Origin of the sequence: Leptospira alstonii serovar Sichuan str. 79601 (assembly GCF_000347175.1) — a bacterium.
GTDB classification, from domain to species: Bacteria; Spirochaetota; Leptospiria; order Leptospirales; family Leptospiraceae; genus Leptospira; species Leptospira alstonii.
This window is the reverse complement of sequence record NZ_ANIK01000007.1, coordinates 18128-36101: the sequence shown is the minus strand read 5'-3', so window position 1 is coordinate 36101 and position 17974 is coordinate 18128. Positions and strand designations below refer to the sequence as shown.

The following is a 17974-nucleotide window of genomic DNA, read 5'->3' as shown; positions in this document are numbered from 1 at the left end:
TTCGTAAGAAAATACATGAGCGTCCAAAGTAAAATCGAATCCCTAGGTTACAAACTTCCTCCCGCACCGGCAGCGATTGCGGCTTATATTCCCGCAAACCGATCCGGAAATCTAGTTTTCACTTCCGGACAACTCCCGCTCAAAGACGGTCAACTGATTCTTGTCGGCAAATTGGGCGAGGGGCTTTCCGTAGACGACGTCAAGGAAGCCACGATCCAAGCGAGTTTGAATGCGATCGCGGCGGCTTCCGCTATTTGCGGAGGTCCGGACAAAATCGTTAAGATCGTTAAGATCGGCGTTTTTGTGGCCTGTAGTCCGAACTTTACGGAACATCACTTGGTCGCCAATCACGGAAGCAACTTTTTTCTTTCCGTGTTCGGAGACGAGGGACGTCATGCGCGCTTTGCCGTGGGAACTCCTTCTCTTCCTTTGGGAGCGCCCGTCGAAGTGGAAGTCACCTTTCAGGTTGCAGATGCTCCGTAATCTTTGGAGAGACGTTCAATGGAGTTTTCGTTCGATTCCTCTCGTTCTGAAAGAATGGCTTACGTTTTATCTTTCTTTTACGGGTAGATTTACGGAGTTCTGGAAGGAAAAATCCGTTTCCGAAAAAATCCTTTTTATCGCCGTCACTTTTCAGCTTTTATTCAGTCTTTCCACTTGGATCGAATATACGATCCATTTAGGCGGAGAAGAGACCGAGGGCCTTCGAGTTTCGTCTAACTTCTATTTTATTTTTCTTTCGGCGGGAGTTTTCTTTTTCGGTTCTTTCTGGCGTTCTCATTGGTTGGGTTCCCTTCTTTTGAGCGGCCAGTTCCTTTTGGGTCTGGGGGCGCTCGCGGGAATCTTTTTTCCCGAATCCTTTTTTGTGAGTTTCCTTAAGGAAGACGATTACGTTTTCAGTTGGAAGTTCTATGCGTTTTTAGGCGCATGGGGTTTTACCACTTTGCTTTCTTTGAAATCGTTTTTTGAGAAAGAGTAAACGTTTGTCGATTAACCCGGTCGCAAGTCGGTTGTTAGCCGATCGGTTTGGTGGAAATTCCTATCGGCTTTAAATGATGCGAGCGTAGAACTCGCGTTAAATACAAGCATATTATAATATTATTTTTTTCCTTGGAGAGAGGGCCCGACCTGTTCGGTCGGGCTCGAAAATTTAACGATAAATTAGATCCGCGCTCCAATCCCTTTCGGGAGTTGAGTTCAATTGGAGATAAAAAATTTCATTTAAACCGACCGAATTTTTCCAAAGATAGAGATAGTTGCTCCGGTTTCCGTCGCCCCACGCGCCGAGGTAATAATATTGTCCCGAAAACGTATCATAATCTTTGAATGCGATTCTGCTCCCGTTCCGTAAACATCTTTCGTCCAGGTTTATTATTTCGATCCGATTGGATCCGTCGTTGAACTTGGGGTAGTAGGCGTAGTTACCTCTTCCGCCCCCGATCCACCAATTCCAAAAGTAATTTAAGGAATGGGAAGGTTCGATTCGGACGAGCCCGTTTTTCATGCAGGACGGATTTGAATCGGGATCGTTTTTCTGCACTAAATTGAATTTTGTCAGATCCGTGTCCTCGTCCGCATTCGCTTTTAACCATTCGTTCGGTTTTTTGGAATCGGCTTGAATTTTTTTTCCGGTCGCGGCGGATACGAACGAAACTTGATCGTATTTTCTTCTATGTCCGGATTTTGTCGGAGTGGAAGGATCCGCATAGATAAAACCGTAAACGGGATAGTGATCCGAAAATTCGTCGCTTGTATATCCGGCTGCGGTCCAGGTTTTTGTCGAGATCGGATCGTACGCTAAATTTTGCCAAACCGAGGGTTGAAAATGCGATTTTGAAACGAGTATATAATCCAAATATACGGGCTCCTCTTTTTCGTAATAAAAAGCTGCCATTTCGTTCGTTTTTGTGTCCCACGTAAAAGGAATTCCCGCATACGTAGGTTCGTTCGCGTTCAATCTAGTAAGCATATTATAATATTCTCTGCTACCTTTGATCGCGTTCAGATCTCCGGCGATCAGGACGATTTCGTCATTCGGGATTTTTTTTGAGTCGATAAAATTCCTAATCTCGTCGAATTGATTCGCTCTTACGGATACCCCCGAATCGGAACATTCCGAGTCCTCCGATTGAACGTGTGTCCCTATAAGATGGATTTTATTTCCGTTTTTGTCGATTTTCACATAAACGAATCCTTTATTGGAAAAATAATCCACGCCACATCCTGAATCATGGAAGATATATTGTATTTTTTCTTCTATGGGCCATTTACTAACGATGACAACTCCTCCGTTTATGAGCGAAAGGGATTTGTAATCACCGAGGGTCGCGTCCCAATCGTTTGGAGTCCTTCCGATTACATCGGTTTGGTACGGATACATGGAACGAATTTTGTCTAAAAGAATTCCTCTGGCATTGGCATCAAAAACCTCTTCAAACACGATTAGGTCTTGATTTTTTATATGATCCGAACTCGCGATTAGCTCCGCTCTTTCGTTTTGCGCCCAATCTCCCCAACCCGGAAGCTCTTTCGGTAATAGGAAAACGTTGTGACTTAGAATTTTAATTTCTACATTTGCGGAAGCTGCACTTACGGGATTGATATTTGTAGAACCTGTGTTTGTTAAATCGACATTTGCAGAAGCTGTACTTACGGGATTGATATTTGTAGAACCGGTGTTTGTTAAATCGACATCTGCGGAAGCTGCACTTACGGGATTGACATTTGTAGAACCTGTGTTTGCGGGATCGACACTTGCGTTATTTGAAATTAGGAGCAGCAACGTTAGTAAATCATCGTAGGATGACTGTTTGTCGGGTAAACAACTTAGAAAAAATAATAAGAGGCAACCGTTTACAAGTAGTCTCGCCTTTGTTTTTTTCGGGGTTCTCATACAGTATCTCCATTTTTTATATTGGAGTTTATACTATTACATAATTTTAAAAGAAACAGTATTTTCTGAAAAACGTTTTCATTCAAATTCAATCCAAGGAGATACTTAAGTAATTTAATTTGGAGACATCAACTCTTAACGTCTATCGATTTCGGATAATGTTTCTTAACGCGAATTCCGCGTTCCTTAAGGGATAATCAGGGTTCTTCTATTTCAACGTTATCTAATGTATCAAAGAAGCCGGTTTGAAGAAGGGGAGCGAAGTCGATCATGTCTTCCGCGTTCAATTTAAGACCGTTTTCCATGGAATACGCCTGTAATAAGGACGCACAGGCAAGATGGCTTTCTCCGAGTTGAGCGTGCGCTCTCGCTTTGATGATGAGAATGTCCGAATCGGATTCTCCGAAATATCGGATGTATAAATCGATGAACTTAAGCGCGTTTTTATGATCGGCGACCTTCAGATAACACTGAGCGATCATATCGTAGTGCAGAAAATTTTCGTCGCTATCCATACGCATCGACGTTTTTAGGGAAACCAATGCGGAGTTGTAACTTCCCCTTTGATAATAAAGATGTCCTAGTTCGGCCCAAATATCCTTGCGGAGAATTCCTCTGCCTCTCGAAAGTTTTTCCTGCGCCAAAGCCTGTTTTAAAACCGCGATCGCTTCGTTGGAACGATCCGTATCTTTCAGAAGAGAGGCCAAAGTAAGATAAAGCTCCAATTGATCGGGATAGAGATCGATTCCCTTTGTGAGAAATTTTTTAGCCTGTTTGAAATTGCTGATCTTGATGAGATAGTTGGAGTAATAGAGATAACTTTCGGGTTCGTTCGGGTATTTGGTGATGATTTCTTGAAAAAGATTCAAGGTTTCCCGAGTGTTTCCAATATGATACTGACACCAGGCTTGGCGGTTCAGTATCTTAAGAATCGTTTTAGGATTACCGGTAAACGAGAGGGCTTCTTTGTAGAGATTAAAGGCTTTGGTGAATTCTCTTTGATTCTCCCTCTGAATCGCAGATCTGATCAGTGCGGGGAAATTCACGGTTTAGACAGGATAAAAATTTTCAAAAAATAATCAAGTTTTCTATTTATCATCCGAGAATAGAATCGGGAGAAAAAGAAAGAAAAACCCAAATTCTCGGAAGAGGGAATTTATGAATATCAACGGAAATACGAACCAGAGTTTACTTTTGGAAAGGGTAGCCAATCTACCTAAAGAAATCTTTCAGGCCCAGAGCGATCTGAATCGAAAAATGTTAAACCTCGCCGTGGAAGCGGGCGTCCGGAATTTAAAGGAAGAAGGACAGAGGAAAATCCTCGATCTTTACGCGTAAATTCGGGATCAGTTCTGATTGTAGACGGGGCGTTTGCGTTCCCGAAAGGATTGTATCGCTCCTCTAAAATCCGAGGAATCGAGAAAACTCGAATTCCAAAGTGCAACGTAATTCAGACCTGCTTCCAACGGTTTGCCTTCGCAGTATCTCATCACATCTTTTACGCCCGATACGACGATCTTGGGGTTTTCGGCGATTTCTTTTGCGGTTGCAAGGGCGGCGTTCATCATTTCTTCTTCGGTCTGAAACACTTTCGTTACGAGTCCGATTCTTTCGGCTTCGATTCCGTCGATGTCTTTTCCCGTTAAAGCCAATTCTCTCGTATTACCTTGTCCGATAATGGAAGGAAGTCGATTGATGGAGCCCATGTCGGCGACGATCGCAACTTTCGCTTCTCGGAGAGAAATCGATGCGTCCACCGTTGCGTAACGGATGTCGCACGCCGAGATCAGATCCAAACCTCCGCCGATACAATGTTTTTGAACCGCAGCGATGGAAGGTTTTGAAGAATTATATACGGCGTTGATTCCTTTTTGCATTTTCAAAATGAGGTCCAAGAATTTTCTCCGATCGCCGCCTAACGGAGCCTGAATCAAGGTTCCGAATTGTTGGATAAAAGAATCCAGATCCAAACCGGTGGAAAAGGATTTTCCTCTTGCGGCGATTATAAATGCGTGAATTTCCGGGTTCGAATTGATTTCTTCGATTACATCCGGGAGATCTCTCCAGAAAGGCCAGTTCATTGCGTTTCTTTTTTCAGGTCGGTTGAGATACAAAACGGCGGTTTTGTCTTCGGGTCTTACGACGATTTCAAAAAATTCAAAATGGGCTTTCATCCCGGTCAGTCTGGGAAGGAAAAAAATTCTTACAAGTCATTCCTGATTCAAAGAAATACTGGACAATTTTTCAATTATGAGAATGATTCTCATAATCTTTATGGGGAGTTTGATATGATCATCAGTTGGGAAAAAATTCGCCATCAGCATACAAAGGAAGAATGGAAGAACCTTTTAGAGAAAGTGGACTCTGTGCAGGAAAAACGAGTGAGTTCCCACATTTTTCCGGAAAAATACCGGACGCACTGGGACGTTATGGAAGGAATTACATCTTTGGTTCTGCACAAACCAAATTGAGAAGAGTTTTACGTGGGAGTTCCCATGTTTCAAGTGACTAAGGATTTACAAAATCGATTCGCAGGAATCTAGGAGTTCCTAGAGGGAGGAAACCGGAAAACGCAGTTGAATGCAAGCGCCTTCTTGATTGAGTAAATTGACTTTTCCACCGATTTGTTTTGCAAGGGATTCCACGAGGGAGAGGCCGAGGGAGCTGGGATTCCTCTTTCGAATCGATTCTTCGGGAAGACCTTTTCCGCTATCCGAAACTTCAAGGGTAAGCATATCATTTTCTCTCGTGAAATGAACTCGAATCAAACCGGATTCCGAATCGGCCAATCCGTGTTTTAAAGAATTCGTAATGAGTTCGTTGATAATCAGGGCCAGATTCATTCCGATTTCGGCCTTCACTTTCGCTTCTTGGATATTCAACTCCAACCGAATCTTTTCCCGATCCACTTGATAAATTTGGAAAAGCGCGTCCGTAAGTTTTTTCACATAGAGTTCAAAGCTGATCGAGGAAAGATCCTTGCTTTCATAAAGAATTTCGTGAAGAAGCGCGACCGCGCGCAGACGATTCTGGCTTTCCCGAAGGAGTTCGTTGGATTCTCCGTTGGCTTGGCCGGATCTAAGGCTGAAAATGGAGGAAATGATCGTGAGATTGTTTTTGATTCTATGATGAATTTCTTTGAGGTAGGTATCTTTTTCAGTCGCGGATGAATGTTGCTCTTTGGTTCTAAGAATATTAAAAGTCCCGGTCAGCTTTTCATCCGCTCCTAAAATCGGAGAACTCTGGAATTGGATTTCCTGGCTGCTTCCGTTTTTCGAGACTAAGAATAGATTTCCATTTTCTTTGGGAAGTCCGGATTTGAGAACTTCTTCGACTATGTTTCCGACCTCGTCTCCGGTTTCGTGTTTGAAAAAAAGAATTTCCCGAATCGGTTTCCCAAGCTGATCTTCATACTTGCAGCCGATTAATTTTTCCGCCGCAGGGTTCATAAAAAGGAGAAGCCCGTTTTCATCCGTGGTTACGATTCCCGCGCCGAGCTGATCCAATGCGCCTTTCAATTTTTCTTCCGTCTGTTTGGATCGTTGTTCGATTTCGTTTTTATAAAGAGCTACTTCGATCGAAGAGCGGAGTTGATCCGATTCGAATGGTTTAACGATATATCCCAGGGGCTCGGTTTTTTTAGCCCTGTCTAAAGTGCTTTCGTCGGCGTATGCCGTGAGATAAATCACGGGAGTGTGAAAGCGGGTTCGAAGGACTTCAGCGGTTTCGATTCCATCCAGATTCCCTTCTATGTTTATATCCATGAGGACAAGGTCGGGATGGTTTTCTTACGCTTTTTGGATCGCCTCTTCTCCTGAAGATGTGATTCCCACTAGCTCATAACCTAATTTTTTCAGCTTTTGGCCTAGATTGACGGCGACAATGATCTCATCCTCGACCACCAATATTTTGGGTTTATGAAGCATATCCATTAGTTACTAAAAATAACTTCGAATTCAACAAGATATTTGTCAAAACGCATAAAAAGTCATGGTAATATTATGTTTGATCCTTTCGGGAATTTCATTGTCTTGGATGAAAAAGCAAAAAATAGACGGAAACATTCGATCTCTTATTTCCGTTTCAATGAGAATCTTTTATTTCCCATTCGCCGGAGTTCACCGAATTTTCTTCGGCGGAAACTTCTCCATGAAAAACGAACTTTCAAATCGATTTCTCTTCCGTAATCAATCGATCCTTGCGAATTTCAAAATATTGAAAATTCGTACCGTCATAGGACTCCGCATTTTAGTTCGGTCATCGATACGGTAATCCATTACTAGTTGGATTGAAAGTTCGGTATAACAAATGCGAAAGCGATTGAAGCGGAATCAACAAATTGGAATGACGAAATAAAACCGTTTTTCGAGCAAACCGTCAATTTGTTGATTGGAGCAGAAAGCGCGGTCCGGCCTATTAAGGCCGGATTCGCCCAAATTTTTTCACGCCGAACTCACGTTAATTAATAAAAGTTGAATATGAATTTTCGGAGTAACTAAAGCGCTTCGTTTCCTTTCTAATTTCTCAGGATATAATTTTCGTTTCCGAAAGACTTTCGGATAAAGAGCCTCTTCTCGGCTTTGACACCGAGGAGAATTTGATAGATATCCGTTAGGAGAGGTCTGGAAGAATAGTATCCGTGTCCCAAGGAAATCAGGGAAGAATCGACCGGGTTCACGTTGATCACGTCGAAACCCGGGATTCGAGTACAGGAACCGAGTCGTTCCCCTTGGTTTACGGATGAGGAAGCCAGGAGAGCGTTGTCTCCGGGAGAACAATATAGGGTCGTTCTTTTGGCGGCCTTTGAAAGAGAATCCGAAAGAAGTCTAAATTCTCCGGAATCAAAGTCCGGAGCGGTGAGAATCAACTCGCTAATCAAGGGTTTATCCGTTTGTTTTCCGATTTCGTCTAACGCGGGTACGGCCACCTGATGTCCCATAGAATGAACGATCAGGTGGATCTTTTTTTCCGCGTTTTGCAGAGACATTAGAAAATCCTTAAATTCTTTTCGGGATGATCGAGCCGAGGAAAGATTTTTTTCATACGTTCCCCTGAGTAATATCCGATCGATCAGTCCCGCTTTGCTTCCCGCGGGCCAAGTAAAAACCACCACTTTGCCGGGAAATTTGAGGTCGTATCGGATTTGACCGGCTCTAAGAATCGCTTCTTCGAATTTTACGTTGAATCCGTGTACGAATACGAGCACTTCGTCGAACGGATCTTTTTTGAGATCTTCGATCATGTTCCCGCGAGTTTCAAAAGGTTTGTGTCCTAAAAACTGAAAGAAATTTTCCCGGCTTCCGAGTCCCGACGGAAGCGCTCCCACCTCGCGGTTTGCGGGAACGTTTACGATACAATATCCGGTTTTCAGTTCTCGACCGGCTGTCGTTAAAAAATAGGAATCGTTACATCCGTTTTCAGAGTTCGGGTCTTGGGCTCTGATCGTCGCATAGTATAAGTTGAGTGTTTCGGTTTGATCGTAGGTTTTGATCAGTCGTTGGTCCAGAAGTTCTTCGATGGAGGATGTCTTACAATGGAATGCGAAGAGTAGAAGGATAAGGAATACGTATACGGTTTTCATTTTAAGAAATATTCTACGACCGTTCCAAGATTGAAATCAATTTCTTCCTTCAAATTTTTTTGGCTGAAAGATCGTTTCGTTCGTTCCTAACATCGAATTGGGGCGCATTTTAGATGTCAGTGGATAGGGGTCAGATGTCAGGGTTAAAATTTTTCCGAGTTTATCTATATTGGTATGGAAAAGGTTCGAGTTTTACTGTTTGTTTAAAAGCGCGGGAGTTCGTAATTAGGGGGTCAGGTGAATATAAAACTGTCTAAAGTCTCAAAAGAGAACCGACAAACATTAGTGCGTAGGTCCGCCCTTCCGAAATGTAAGTCCCTTTAAATATTTGGAAGGATTGACCGGCTGTCCGTTTTTGATGACTTCGAAATGCAAATGCGGGCCGAACGAATAACCGGTAGAACCGGATCTTGCGATCTTTTTTCCGGCCAAAACATAATCGCCCCGTTGTACGAAAAGTTTGGAGTTGTGGGCGTAGAGAGTTTTGAAATCGTCCGTGTGTTCGATGACGACCACGTTTCCGTAACCGCCCATCCATCCGGCGTAAATTACCTTGCCGTTTCTTGCGGCGGCGATGGGTTCGTAAAACGCTTTTAAGTCGAGACCCTCGTGAAACTTTTTTCTAGGGAAGGTTCTAAAACCGAAATTGGAAGTTACGACTCTCGAACCGACCGGGATCACCCATTTAGGGGCTGGGTCCGGAATCACAGCGCCGGGTAAAAATACTTTCTGGCCGGGCCGAAGAATATCCAGATCTTCCAGTTTGTTTTCCGATAGGATCTCGTCCAGATTGACCTTGTAAAGATTGGCGACCTTGGCGACGGTGTCCCCCGTTTTCATCTTGTAAAGAAGGCCTTGTTTATTAGGAATACTTAATATTTGACCGGGGTAAAGCGTATCATCGATTTTGATATTGGACGAACCCGCGATGGATTCCATAGAAACCTTAAAACGAGTCGCAATTTCGGCTAACGTTTCGTTCCGTTTCACTCGATACGAGGTGACCTTGAGTTGTTTTTTCTTTTCGGAAGGGTTTTTGAGTTCCTTCGCCATCAAAATCGTGAGTTTGGCCTTTTCGGATTCCTCCAAAAACTTTTCGTCCCCCGATTTTGCCTTTAAGTCCTCGGAATCGTTTTCGCTGACTTCGTGTCCGGAAGAGTCCATCATTGCGTTACTCGGATTCATTCCGAATCCCAAGAACGCGAGAAAAAGCGCGACGCACGCGAATATGGGAATAAGCCGGAACTTCCTTCTTCGAAAGTCCAGATTTCCGTGATAGAGATTTCCTCTAAAATAAAACGAATAATGAAAATGAAATGCGCCCAGGTAGATCAGGGTAAAATTTTCCGTCCGAAGGAGTTCTTTTCCTGCAGTCAGTTGTCTGGGCTTTTTGAAGATCATACAGAAAAAATATCGGCCGCCAAGCGGCCTTTCCTATAGAGAGAAAAGGACTTATTCGTCCTTTCCGTTGTCTAAAGTCCTGGTTCCGCCGAAAGATTCTTCCACGATTTTTTTCGCGTCTTTCTTCTGTCCGCCTGTGATCGTTATGTTACCTTTTGCAACCACTCCTTTGGCAAGGTGAAGAGTAGGGGCGATGATATCTCCGAGAAGTCTTCCGGTTTCTTCCAAACGAACTTCGTTTTCGGCTTTGATATTTCCGATCATCGTTCCGGAAACGGTCACTTCTTTGGCCGAGATATTGGTTCTTACCTTTCCGGTTTCTCCGATATAAAGAGTATCATCCGTTTTGATCTCTCCTTCGAATTTGCCGTCGATGCGAAGAGAACCCGCGATATAAAATTTCCCTTCGAAAATGGACCCTGGACCGATTACGCTATTATTATTTTCCCTGCCGATGGCCATCTAAAACTCCTGCTAACAATCAAAACCTATCCCTGAATCGGGATATGCCGTAAATCTATTTGTGTACTCAATCCCAAAACGACAAGTATTTTTGTTCGGAATTACCGAATCAAATCATCGTCACCCTGGAAAATATTGGTTTTCTGCTTCTTTTTCACATGAGTTGGGTGGGAAGGCGGATCGGGTTCCTGTGTAAAACCCGCTCCGCGATGATCGTCGCAAATTTCTTTGGGAACGGTTTCCTTCGTAAAATATTCTTCTTCGGTTTGATTGCAGTGTGAACCCGGAAGTTTTCCGGAGATGGAACAGATTTGTTTTCGAATGACCCCCGTTTCTCCGAAGTGAAAGGGTTTCGATTTTTCCCGAGAAAGTGCATTGGACATAAACCTTCCCCAGATCGGAGCCGCGACCACTCCTCCGGACATTCCCTTCCCCATAGAAAGAGTTCCGGTATCATAACCGAGCCAAACCACGCTCACAAGTTCGGCGGAATAACCGGCAAACCAGGCGTCCCGAAAGTTATTCGTCGTTCCGGTTTTTCCCGCGGCGGGACGGCTGAGACCGTACGACGTGGCGCCGGTTCCGGTTCCTTTTTTGATCACGTCCTCCATCATCGAAGTGAGTATAAAACAGATTTCCGGAGAAAGAATTTGTTTTCTTTCCTGTTTAGTCGCTTCGTCCCGAAAATCCTTGATTACGTTTCCGGAGCCGTCCTCGACGTAAAGAACGCTTAACGGAAACACTTGTTTTCCTCCGGAAGCGATCACCGCGTAAGCGCGGGCCAATTCGTACGGAGAAACTTCGAAGGTTCCCAAGGAGATGGAATAATTTTTAGGAATGGATCTGCTTTCTATCTGGAGAATTTTTTCCAAGTTCGGCATAAGGTTGCTGATTCCGGTGTGTTCCAACACGCGGACCGCGACGCTGTTTCTGGAAAGTTCGAGCGCTTCCCGGAGTTTTATAAATCCTGAATATTCCCCCGTATAATTGGAGGGATTCCATTCATCACCGTCTTCTAATACGTATTGTAAAGGAGAATCGGAGAAGAGAGAAGCCGCCGTGACGTTCTTTTTAGGATCCGGATGTTGATTGTAGTATTCCATCGCGGCCGCATACACGAGAGGTTTGAACGCGGAACCCGGCTGGCGGAACGCTTGGAAGGCGCGGATTTGCTGGTTGTCCGATCGAAAACCCGAACCTCCCACCATTGCCGTGATGTATCCCGTATCCGGACGTATCGAAATCAAAGCCCCTTCCACCGGAAGCAGAAAGTCTTCGGTTTGTTGACTTCTATAACTCCAATCGATCGCTTCTCCCAGGGTTTCCGTTCCGCTCAAAAGATTGAGAGCTCCGAGTTCGTCCCTCAGATCCTCCTGCCATGCGCGGTTGAACGTTCGTCCGGATCTGGAAATTTTGAACTTAAAATCCGGGACTTCGTTTAACATAGACAGTAGTTCGTATATGTCTCCGTAGGCGTCGTCGAAGGCGTCTATCTTCGTAAAGGTTCTTTGGTTGGATTGTGCCGTTTGGTTTTTTAATCCCGCATACAAGGCCTTTTCCGCCTGAGTCTGGTGTTGTATGTTCAAGGTGGAATAGATTTTGAGACCGCCGCTGTAAAGCGTCGTTTTCGGAATATAACGCGTCAGGTTTTTACGAACGTATTCCGTAAAGTAAGGGAAACGGTTGAGCCTGTCTCCGAACGCGGAATCGTTCGGAGAACGGTTTAAAGTTATATAATATTCAGAAAAACTTTCGTATTCTTTCTCCGCGGTTTTGACGTCAAGGATTCCGTTTTCCACGAACTTCTTGAATACGACCCGCACCTTCGCGCTGGAAGAATTGGGATTGACCAAAGGCGAAAATTCGGTGGGTCTCGTCGTCAAACTCGCGAGCAGAGCCGATTCTCCCCAAGTCAATTCTTTGACGTCCTTTCGAAAATAGAATCTCGCCGCGGCCCCGACTCCGATCGTTCCGTGTCCGAGCGGGATTTCGTTCAGATAAATTTCCATCAAAGTGTCTTTGTCGAAGACCGCTTCCAATAAAAGCGCGAGCCAGGCTTCTCTCGCCTTTCTTAAAAACGAACGTTCCGTGTTTAAGAACTTTAAACGAGCGACCTGTTGTGTGATCGTCGAGGCCCCTTCCTTGATTCTTCCCGCGAGAAGGTTGACCATAAAGGCTCGGAATATTCCGCGTAGATCCAGTCCCCAATGAGAATAAAATTGATTGTCTTCGGTGGAAACAAAACTGCGGATGAGTTTGTTCGGTTTTCCGTCCGCTTCGGCAGGAAGTTCTTTGATGTTTAATACGACGCGAGAAAAACGGTAGAACTCCGCGATCGGCTCGTACTCGTTCTTATCGTTCAGTCCGTAAAGAACGGAAGGTTTTTCGTACTGATTGGATTCGGGAACTCTCCATAAATCCTTAATGGAAAATACGAACAGAAATCCGTTCAGAAATAACAGACCCGCGCAGAGTTTGACGAGTTGTTTCAGGGGATTTTCGGAGTTTGCGATTCTCTGAAGAACCCGATCCCGGAAATGAATGACGAAAAAACGGAAAAGATAACTGACTGGTTCTTGTTTCATATTCGATTAAACTTCTTCCAACGGAGAAAATTCCTTCATACTGTCCACTCCTTGAAAGCGGAGTCCCGTGTCCAAGTTGTATCCTTGGTATTCCTTTAAGAATGTGGTGCGGCTCATTTTGTTTTCGAGATAATTCCACGCGTGGGTCAGCGCGTCCTTGCCGTTTTGCGCCGAACGATTGATCAGTTCCACAAAGGAATCCTCCCTTACGATCGAAGGATCGGCCGGGTAGTTCCATTTCTTTTTTGCCTCGTTCATGATCCGTTTGTCTATATGTTCCTTGAGAGGAAGCATCAGAACCGAGGAGCGAACTTTGTGAAACGTGATCTGATCCAGGAACTTCAAAGTGCCCCGCACCCATCTGCTTCTGGAATCCATAATCCTGTGAAATTCCAGATAACCCAGAAAGGATTCGTTTAACAAATCTCCCGGGATGATTTTGTCTTCCGAACCTATATAATGTTTTTTGAATTCTTCCGAGAAGGTTTCCTTGAGACCTCGGAGCCAAAAATGCCAGAGCATAGGGTCCATCTTCCAGATTTTTTTTTCGGATTTGAAGATGGCGTCGACGTGATGAACGAAGTCGTACTCTTTCGGAGTCATTCCCCATCTGTAATCGAGCAACCAGGAATCGAGGGCGTTCTCCACTCGCATATGATTGTATTGCGCGAGGCTGCTGATCTTTTTGTCCTTGTTGTAAAAGTCTCCGGAGATGTAAAAGATATACGGATGAGTGACTATGTCCACGACGCAGTGGCAGATATAACCGAGCGTAAACGCGATGTAACGGTCTCTGTGAATTCCCTCTTCGGTTTGTAGGATCAGATCCAAAAAACTCAAGACGAGTTCCGCGACGGAGTTATGATGACTCATGTCTCCCCAGGTTGTGGCCTTTTTTGTTTTTCGAGGAGAAAGAACATGATAAAAATAAAATATATCCGGAGCGATAGCTCCGATGTTCGCGAACTTACGGTTGGATTCCGCGCGCATGAGGACAGCAATTTTTCTTTGGTCCGCGGTTCCGTGATCCAGGTGTTTACAAACCTGGGAAAGGACTTCAAGATGAGTGATTTTGCCAGCCATGACGGAAAATGCCTTTAAAAAAACGGAACTCTTTCGGAGCGTGTTCTAAAACCATTTAGAATTGTACGTTTCACTATGCAATCAATAGAAAAATTAAAATTTTTGACGGAGTCTCAAGTGCGTTCGATCGCGCAACAATTCGGAACTCCCGTTTTCGTTTATTCCCGGGAAAGGATCGAAAAAAGCTGCGACACCGCGCTTGCGTTTCCGAACGGCTACGGACTTACCGTACGTTACGCGATGAAAGCCAATCCCAATCGAACCGTCTTGGAGATTATGAAACGAAAGGGGATTCGGATCGACGCGAGTTCGGAATTCGAAGTGTTGAGAGCGATTCACTACGGATTCAAACCGGAAGAGATTATGTTGACTTCTCAGGAACTCGCAAAGGGCCTCAAGGAATTGGTGGAAAAGGGCGTGATTTTCAACGCTTGTTCCTTACGTCAATTGGAAGCCTTTGGAAATTTATTTCCCGGAAAAGAAGTCAGCGTTCGTTTTAATCCGGGGCTCGGTTCGGGGCAGACCAAAAAGACGGACGTGGGCGGAAAAACTTCCTCCTTCGGAGTTTGGCACGAGGATATAAACAAAGTAAAGGAGATCGCCTCCAAATACGATCTCAAAATTTTTAAGGTTCACACTCATATCGGATCGGGTAGCGATCCGGCGGTTTGGAGAACGGTCGCTCAGGTTTCTTTGGACATCGCCGCGCAATTTCCGGAGTGCAGGATCTTGAATTTAGGCGGCGGTTTTAAGGTCGGAAGAATGGAAGACGAAAAAACCACCGATTTCCAAACGATCGGCAAACCAGTGGTTGAACTCTTCCAAGAATTCGCGAAGAAGAACGGAACCGAACTGCATCTGGAGATCGAACCCGGTTCTTTCATGATGGTGAATAACGGAGTCGTCGTAACCTCCGTAGACGACGTGGTTTCCACGGGTAACGGCGGTTATACGTTCGTAAAACTGGACGCGGGGATGGACGTAAACACGAGGCCTTCCCTTTACGCCGCAAGACATCCGTTAGTCGTCGTTCCTCGGGACGAGGTTTCTTCCGAAAAAACCGAGGAATACGTTTACGTGGGACACTGCTGCGAGAGCGGGGACTTATTTACCCAAGCCGAAGGCGGCGGACCGGTCACAAGAATAACAGGAAAAGCTAAATTAGGAGATTATGTTGTAATGGAAGGAGCGGGCGCGTATTGTTCTTCCATGTCCGCGAAAAACTACAATTCTTTTCCCGAAACGGCGGAGGTTCTGGTGGATTTGGACGGAAGTTTTAGACTCATTCGGAAACGTCAGAATTTGGAACAGATCTTTCAGAATGAAATCCCTGTTTCTCTCTGAAAAAATTTACGTTTTGATACTCGCCGGCGGAACCGGTTCGAGAATGGGTTCGCAGATTCCGAAGCAGTTTTTGGAACTGAACGGCGAACCCGTTTTACTTCACTCTTTAAAACGGTTTCAAAACTGGGGGAAACAAAAACGGATCGTTTTGGTTTCCCATTCCATTCTTCAAACCGAAACGGTCTGCGCTCCGTTTTTACGGGACGAGGACCGGATCGTGGAAGGCGGCGATACGAGACACGCCTCCATGCTTTGCGGTTTGTCCGCTTTGGATCTTCAAAGCGAGGACATCGTTTTGGTTCACGACGCGGCCAGGCCTTTCGTTCTTGCGGAAGAATTGGATCGACTTTGTGAAAGTGTTCGTTCCGACGGAATCGCCACCCTGGCCTCCCGCACTTCAGAAACCGTATTAGAAGAATTGAATGGAAGAACCGTATCGCTTTTGGATCGGGAACATATCCTGTTTATGAAAACCCCTCAGGGAATCCGAGGCGACGTTTTGAAAGAGTTACTAACGTTTCCGACGGATTCGACTCCCACAGATCTTTGTTCCTGGGCATTGGGCGCGGGAAAAAAATCCTCCATCGTAGAATCACATCCCTTCAATCTCAAGATTACGCGCAAGGAAGACTTGGAACTTGCGGAATTCTATTCCTCCTTATTTCAAAAGATTTCGTAAGAAATCGAAACCGAAAACGTATTACTAAAAGACGATATTCTTAACTTTACTTAAGTATTGTATAAGATCGATTTCGTTAAGCACTTATTTATAAAACGCTGGTCTTCTTTTTTTAGCCGTGTATAGTAATAAGACACAAAGATAAAGAATGGAGATAGTATATGAGAACGAAGAGACCCCAAAAGCTGAGGCTTCTTGTAAGTTGTTGCCTCGTTCTATTTCTTAGCTTAAGTTGTTCGGCCGATAAACAAACCTCTTACTTTGATTTACTTATGTTGTTGTTTGTCGCTTTAGGAAATGAAAATGCAAATAGCGAAAATCTTGGTCCTGACAATTCCGGTCCTGAAAATCCTGTTTCTGCAACTCCTCGCGCTGCGAATCCTAATCCAGCAGATTTAGGTCCAGCCGATTCAGGTCCAGCAGGTTCAGGTCCAGCAGGTTCAGGTTCCACAGGTTCAGGTTCCACAGGTTCAGGTTCAACAGGTTCAGGTTCAACAGGTTCAGGTTCAACAGGTTCCAATGTGGAAATTAAAATTCTAAGTCACAACGTCTCGATCATGTCGGCCTCACTTTCGGGTTGGGGAAATTGGGGACAAAACGAAAGAGCGGAACGGATCGCGAGTTCGGACTATATAAAAAATCAAGACGTGATCGTGTTTGAAGGTCTCTCCGATGATAACGGGAGAAAAATTCTCTTAGACGGAATTCGTGCGACGTATCCGTATCAAACCGATGTGATCGGAAGAACCCAAGACGGTTGGAACGCGACTTTCGGAACTTACAGAAGATCCACGTCTACCAACGGAGGGGTTGTCGTCGTAAGCAAATGGCCGATCGAAGAAAGGATACAATACATCTTCAATAATCCCGGATGCGGCGCGGATGCTTCTTATCATAAAGGATTCGCTTACGTGAGAATCGATAAAAACGGAAAGAAGTTTCATATCGTAGGAACCCAAGTCCAAACAAAGGACGCGGCGTGTGCCGATTCGGGAAAACCCGTAAGAGCGGAACAATTCAACGATATCGTAAATTTCATCGCCTTAAAAAAAATTCCGAACAACGAAACCGTGTTGATCGCGGGAGATTTGAACGTACACAAAGGTAGTGGTGAATATTATGATATGCTTAATAAATTGAACGTAAATCCTTCCAGATACGCGGGAGTCCCTTTTACATGGAACACAAAAAACAACGGAATGGCCGCTTTTAGACGACCGAACGAGGCCCCCGCATATTCGGCTTATATACTCGTTTCAAAATCTCACGCCCAACCGCCCGTTTGGCAAAATTTGGCCTACGATCCGATTTCGCCGAGAACCTGGAAAAGACCGGGCGGATATACGAGTTACGAATTTTCAGAACGTTATCCCGTTTACGGTTTTGTCTATGCGGACGTTTCCACTCCGACGAGATCGGGACATAGAAGAAAATACGATCAAGTTTCCTTCGTGTCCGCAGCCACCGGAAAAAGAATTCAAGCAAATTCTGATCGACCGAACGGATGGTTGAAAGCGGACACGACGGAAGAAACCGATTTGGCAAAATTCAATTTATTACAGGAAGGCGATCCGGACTCGAATCCTTCTTGTATTACGGGAGGATTTGTACGAATCGAATCTTCTTTTTATTTAAATTATTTTTGGAGTTGGTGGTTTGGCGGCGGAAACGCGAACTACGCCTATTATCCCGGTTTCAATAACGGTTCCAATCGACTCGAAATCGTAAACATCCTCGGAGGTTGTCTAGGAGACGGTAGCAGAATCGCATTCAAAGATTATAATACGGCCTTGGCAAAGTATTACTATCTTACCGTTTGGAACACGGGAAACTGGAGTGAACATATCTTTCTTTGGATGAGATCCGTCAGTCCGAGAGAAACCTTTTATCTCCGACTCAATTCCACTCCCGAAAGAGATTGGAGTAGGGATCTCATATATCGTTAG

15 protein-coding genes and 1 pseudogene are annotated in these 17974 nt (G+C 44.7%); 7 read left to right on the top strand and 9 right to left on the bottom strand.

Features of this window, described 5'->3' with window-relative positions; all coding sequences use genetic code 11:
- The first annotated feature begins 15 nt into the window (after positions 1 to 15).
- Together LEP1GSC194_RS02145 and LEP1GSC194_RS02140 are read left to right on the top strand one after the other, a co-directional pair.
- A complete protein-coding gene (locus tag LEP1GSC194_RS02145) occupies positions 16 to 483 on the top strand; it encodes a RidA family protein (protein ID WP_036040797.1) in 468 nt (155 codons plus the stop codon).
- Positions 473 to 979 carry a hypothetical protein gene (locus LEP1GSC194_RS02140; protein WP_020772058.1) on the top strand — a complete coding sequence of 169 codons (507 nt, stop codon included), beginning with the start codon at positions 473 to 475 and terminating at the stop codon, positions 977 to 979. Before LEP1GSC194_RS02145 ends, LEP1GSC194_RS02140 begins: the two co-directional genes overlap by 11 nt.
- Before the next feature lie 171 nt (positions 980 to 1150).
- Here the strand turns inward: LEP1GSC194_RS02140 and sph (LEP1GSC194_RS02135) are convergent, their stop codons facing one another.
- Together sph (LEP1GSC194_RS02135) and LEP1GSC194_RS02130 are read right to left on the bottom strand one after the other, a co-directional pair.
- A complete protein-coding gene (gene sph, locus LEP1GSC194_RS02135) occupies positions 1151 to 2893 on the bottom strand; it encodes a sphingomyelin phosphodiesterase (protein ID WP_036040795.1) in 1743 nt (580 codons plus the stop codon).
- A gap of 197 nt (positions 2894 to 3090) precedes the next feature.
- Positions 3091 to 3939 (bottom strand): tetratricopeptide repeat protein, encoded by an 849-nt coding sequence (locus tag LEP1GSC194_RS02130; RefSeq protein ID WP_020772089.1) that lies wholly within the window; start codon positions 3937 to 3939, stop codon positions 3091 to 3093.
- Positions 3940 to 4051: 112 nt separating this feature from the next.
- On the opposite strand from LEP1GSC194_RS02130, the gene LEP1GSC194_RS02125 reads away from it, so the two are divergent.
- The gene (locus tag LEP1GSC194_RS02125) at positions 4052 to 4231 is read left to right on the top strand and encodes a hypothetical protein (RefSeq protein WP_020772093.1); all 180 of its coding nucleotides are present in this window, start codon (positions 4052 to 4054) and stop codon (positions 4229 to 4231) included.
- 8 nt (positions 4232 to 4239) lie between these two features.
- On the opposite strand, the gene LEP1GSC194_RS02120 is transcribed toward LEP1GSC194_RS02125, so the two are convergent.
- Complete coding sequence (locus tag LEP1GSC194_RS02120) at positions 4240 to 5067, bottom strand: crotonase/enoyl-CoA hydratase family protein (protein WP_020772066.1); 828 nt, start codon at positions 5065 to 5067, stop codon at positions 4240 to 4242.
- A gap of 114 nt (positions 5068 to 5181) precedes the next feature.
- Between LEP1GSC194_RS02120 and LEP1GSC194_RS20760 the strand changes: the two genes are divergently transcribed.
- On the top strand, positions 5182 to 5364 hold the full coding sequence (locus LEP1GSC194_RS20760; RefSeq protein ID WP_021064644.1) for an LIC12628 family protein: 183 nt from the start codon (positions 5182 to 5184) through the stop codon (positions 5362 to 5364).
- A 78-nt stretch (positions 5365 to 5442) separates the two neighbouring features.
- On the opposite strand, the pseudogene LEP1GSC194_RS02110 reads toward LEP1GSC194_RS20760, so the two are convergent.
- From LEP1GSC194_RS02110 to LEP1GSC194_RS02080, 6 genes and pseudogenes are all read right to left on the bottom strand, one after another.
- Positions 5443 to 6825: pseudogene (locus LEP1GSC194_RS02110) on the bottom strand (histidine kinase dimerization/phosphoacceptor domain -containing protein).
- A gap of 584 nt (positions 6826 to 7409) precedes the next feature.
- Positions 7410 to 8474: an alpha/beta hydrolase gene (locus LEP1GSC194_RS02100; protein WP_020772070.1), complete on the bottom strand. Its 1065-nt coding sequence runs from the start codon at positions 8472 to 8474 to the stop codon at positions 7410 to 7412.
- 282 nt (positions 8475 to 8756) lie between these two features.
- Positions 8757 to 9875 carry a peptidoglycan DD-metalloendopeptidase family protein gene (locus tag LEP1GSC194_RS02095; protein ID WP_020772072.1) on the bottom strand — a complete coding sequence of 373 codons (1119 nt, stop codon included), beginning with the start codon at positions 9873 to 9875 and terminating at the stop codon, positions 8757 to 8759.
- Positions 9876 to 9926: 51 nt separating this feature from the next.
- Positions 9927 to 10337 carry a bactofilin family protein gene (locus LEP1GSC194_RS02090; protein ID WP_002995359.1) on the bottom strand — a complete coding sequence of 137 codons (411 nt, stop codon included), beginning with the start codon at positions 10335 to 10337 and terminating at the stop codon, positions 9927 to 9929.
- Between the two features lie 101 nt (positions 10338 to 10438).
- A complete protein-coding gene (locus LEP1GSC194_RS02085; protein ID WP_020772060.1) occupies positions 10439 to 12922 on the bottom strand; it encodes a penicillin-binding protein 1A in 2484 nt (827 codons plus the stop codon).
- A 6-nt stretch (positions 12923 to 12928) separates the two neighbouring features.
- Entirely contained in the window at positions 12929 to 14005 is a 1077-nt protein-coding gene (locus LEP1GSC194_RS02080; protein WP_020772086.1) for a zinc dependent phospholipase C family protein, read from the bottom strand.
- A gap of 75 nt (positions 14006 to 14080) precedes the next feature.
- Here LEP1GSC194_RS02080 and LEP1GSC194_RS02075 point away from each other — a divergent pair, with 75 nt between their 5' ends.
- From LEP1GSC194_RS02075 to sph (LEP1GSC194_RS02060), 3 genes are all read left to right on the top strand, one after another.
- On the top strand, positions 14081 to 15349 hold the full coding sequence (locus tag LEP1GSC194_RS02075) for a diaminopimelate decarboxylase (RefSeq protein WP_020772078.1): 1269 nt from the start codon (positions 14081 to 14083) through the stop codon (positions 15347 to 15349).
- The gene (locus tag LEP1GSC194_RS02070) at positions 15327 to 16028 is read left to right on the top strand and encodes an IspD/TarI family cytidylyltransferase (protein ID WP_020772091.1); all 702 of its coding nucleotides are present in this window, start codon (positions 15327 to 15329) and stop codon (positions 16026 to 16028) included. Before LEP1GSC194_RS02075 ends, LEP1GSC194_RS02070 begins: the two co-directional genes overlap by 23 nt.
- 161 nt (positions 16029 to 16189) lie before the next feature.
- Entirely contained in the window at positions 16190 to 17974 is a 1785-nt protein-coding gene (sph, locus tag LEP1GSC194_RS02060; RefSeq protein ID WP_081605017.1) for a sphingomyelin phosphodiesterase, read from the top strand.

Excerpts from the sequence above, each read along its gene's own strand:
- LEP1GSC194_RS02145 (WP_036040797.1), top strand. The coding sequence starts at position 16 with ATGAGCGTCCAAAGTAAAATCGAATCCCTAGGTTACAAACTTCCTCCC.
- LEP1GSC194_RS02140 (WP_020772058.1), top strand. The coding sequence starts at position 473 with ATGCTCCGTAATCTTTGGAGAGACGTTCAATGGAGTTTTCGTTCGATT.
- sph (WP_036040795.1), bottom strand. The coding sequence starts at position 2,893 with ATGAGAACCCCGAAAAAAACAAAGGCGAGACTACTTGTAAACGGTTGC.
- LEP1GSC194_RS02125 (WP_020772093.1), top strand. The coding sequence starts at position 4,052 with ATGAATATCAACGGAAATACGAACCAGAGTTTACTTTTGGAAAGGGTA.
- LEP1GSC194_RS02120 (WP_020772066.1), bottom strand. The coding sequence starts at position 5,067 with ATGAAAGCCCATTTTGAATTTTTTGAAATCGTCGTAAGACCCGAAGAC.
- LEP1GSC194_RS20760 (WP_021064644.1), top strand. The coding sequence starts at position 5,182 with ATGATCATCAGTTGGGAAAAAATTCGCCATCAGCATACAAAGGAAGAA.
- LEP1GSC194_RS02100 (WP_020772070.1), bottom strand. The coding sequence starts at position 8,474 with ATGAAAACCGTATACGTATTCCTTATCCTTCTACTCTTCGCATTCCAT.
- LEP1GSC194_RS02095 (WP_020772072.1), bottom strand. The coding sequence starts at position 9,875 with ATGATCTTCAAAAAGCCCAGACAACTGACTGCAGGAAAAGAACTCCTT.
- LEP1GSC194_RS02090 (WP_002995359.1), bottom strand. The coding sequence starts at position 10,337 with ATGGCCATCGGCAGGGAAAATAATAATAGCGTAATCGGTCCAGGGTCC.
- LEP1GSC194_RS02085 (WP_020772060.1), bottom strand. The coding sequence starts at position 12,922 with ATGAAACAAGAACCAGTCAGTTATCTTTTCCGTTTTTTCGTCATTCAT.
- LEP1GSC194_RS02080 (WP_020772086.1), bottom strand. The coding sequence starts at position 14,005 with ATGGCTGGCAAAATCACTCATCTTGAAGTCCTTTCCCAGGTTTGTAAA.
- LEP1GSC194_RS02075 (WP_020772078.1), top strand. The coding sequence starts at position 14,081 with ATGCAATCAATAGAAAAATTAAAATTTTTGACGGAGTCTCAAGTGCGT.
- LEP1GSC194_RS02070 (WP_020772091.1), top strand. The coding sequence starts at position 15,327 with ATGAAATCCCTGTTTCTCTCTGAAAAAATTTACGTTTTGATACTCGCC.
- sph (WP_081605017.1), top strand. The coding sequence starts at position 16,190 with ATGAGAACGAAGAGACCCCAAAAGCTGAGGCTTCTTGTAAGTTGTTGC.